1 protein-coding gene is annotated in these 1,362 nt (G+C 28.5%); it reads right to left on the bottom strand.

Going from position 1 to position 1,362, the window contains the following annotated elements; genetic code table 11:
* Positions 1–1,077: 1,077 nt before the first annotated feature.
* A partial coding sequence (locus ACFIL8_RS06140; RefSeq protein WP_375689142.1) for an alpha-hydroxy-acid oxidizing protein occupies positions 1,078–1,362 on the bottom strand: 285 nt, incomplete at its 5' end.

Genomic DNA, 1,362 nt, shown 5'->3' on the forward strand with positions numbered 1-1,362 from the left:
TTCAAAAAACATGAAGTTATCCCAACGCTTACAAGTGTGCCAACAATTCAACTTTGAGATAATAGATCAGTGCTAGAGTTATGCCAATCTCACCAATCTGTTGTTGTCTATGAAGAGCATAGTATCAAAGGAGAAGCTTGGAGATGCAATTGTTAAATCGCTTATGGAACAAAACATTCTATGCCAATTTGTATCATTAGGCCCCCCACCATCCCCATCTGCAATAAAAATGAACTGGATATTTTAACAAGTTATAAAATCAATCGAGAACGCATAAATAGTGTTAGAAATGACATACTATACAAAAAATATTCAACTGCTTCCTAATATGCTCGCCAGTTCAAAAACATCATAAATCATTGAGAAAACAAGAAAGAAAAGCACATTAATTCACGCAGTTTTGCTCTCAGTAAACGAGCTTTTTTAAAGATAGTACGGATATTTTTTTTCATTGCTTAAAAATGTACTCCATAAAAACAATATCACATCCATATAATATATTATCCAATGAACTTAATATAAATAATATATAGATTATAGAAATATTATTTATTAGATACATTTTTTATTATAATTATAGATTAAAATAAATACATATTGACATTTTTAATAATTTTATTTATATACTATAACTAATATTATTTATATTAAAATAAAACTAAATGGATTTTATAAATTTACGTTTTATGCCAATATGGAAAAGAAGTAATTAACATATTATATTTTAATGTTTTTTATATATAGGAGGGAAAAATGCTCACAGCATTATTTATATCTATTTTTTCTATATCAACAGTTGTTTTACCTTTAATATCAGCGCTTGTTCCTTTTTATCCGTAGAATGAGCTTTTAATAAAGTAAATAAAATATGTATGCAATGTTATTATTGTTTTTTTTCGTGTTTATTATTATTAATACTTAATATTATTGTAGTTACTGAGTATTTTCTGTGATTTTATAGAGGAGCTTATTGATCTTTTCTATTTAACTTTAACTGTCAACATATTTTTAAAATATATAATTATGCTCCTCTATAAAAAGACTTTCTTTTTCTGAAAGAAGTATAACATATTGCTTTCATTGCTTAAAAACATCTATATTTACTAAACTCTTGCGTGTAATATCTTTGATTGTCTGAGTACCAGTCAGTGTCATAGCTACCCGCATTTCATTGGCAAAAAGATCAAGGAGATGCATAACACCTTTCTTACCTGCTGCTGCAAGCGCATAAACAAAAGCACGGCCAATCATAACAGCATCCGCACCTTGTGCTATCATGCGTACAACATCAAGACCAGAACGAACACCTGAGTCCACTAAAATAGTCAAATAATCCTTTACAGCATCCGCAATTGCAGGCAA

The sequence above is a fragment of the Bartonella sp. AP57NXGY genome (assembly GCF_042195805.1).
Classification (GTDB): Bacteria; Pseudomonadota; Alphaproteobacteria; order Rhizobiales; family Rhizobiaceae; genus Bartonella.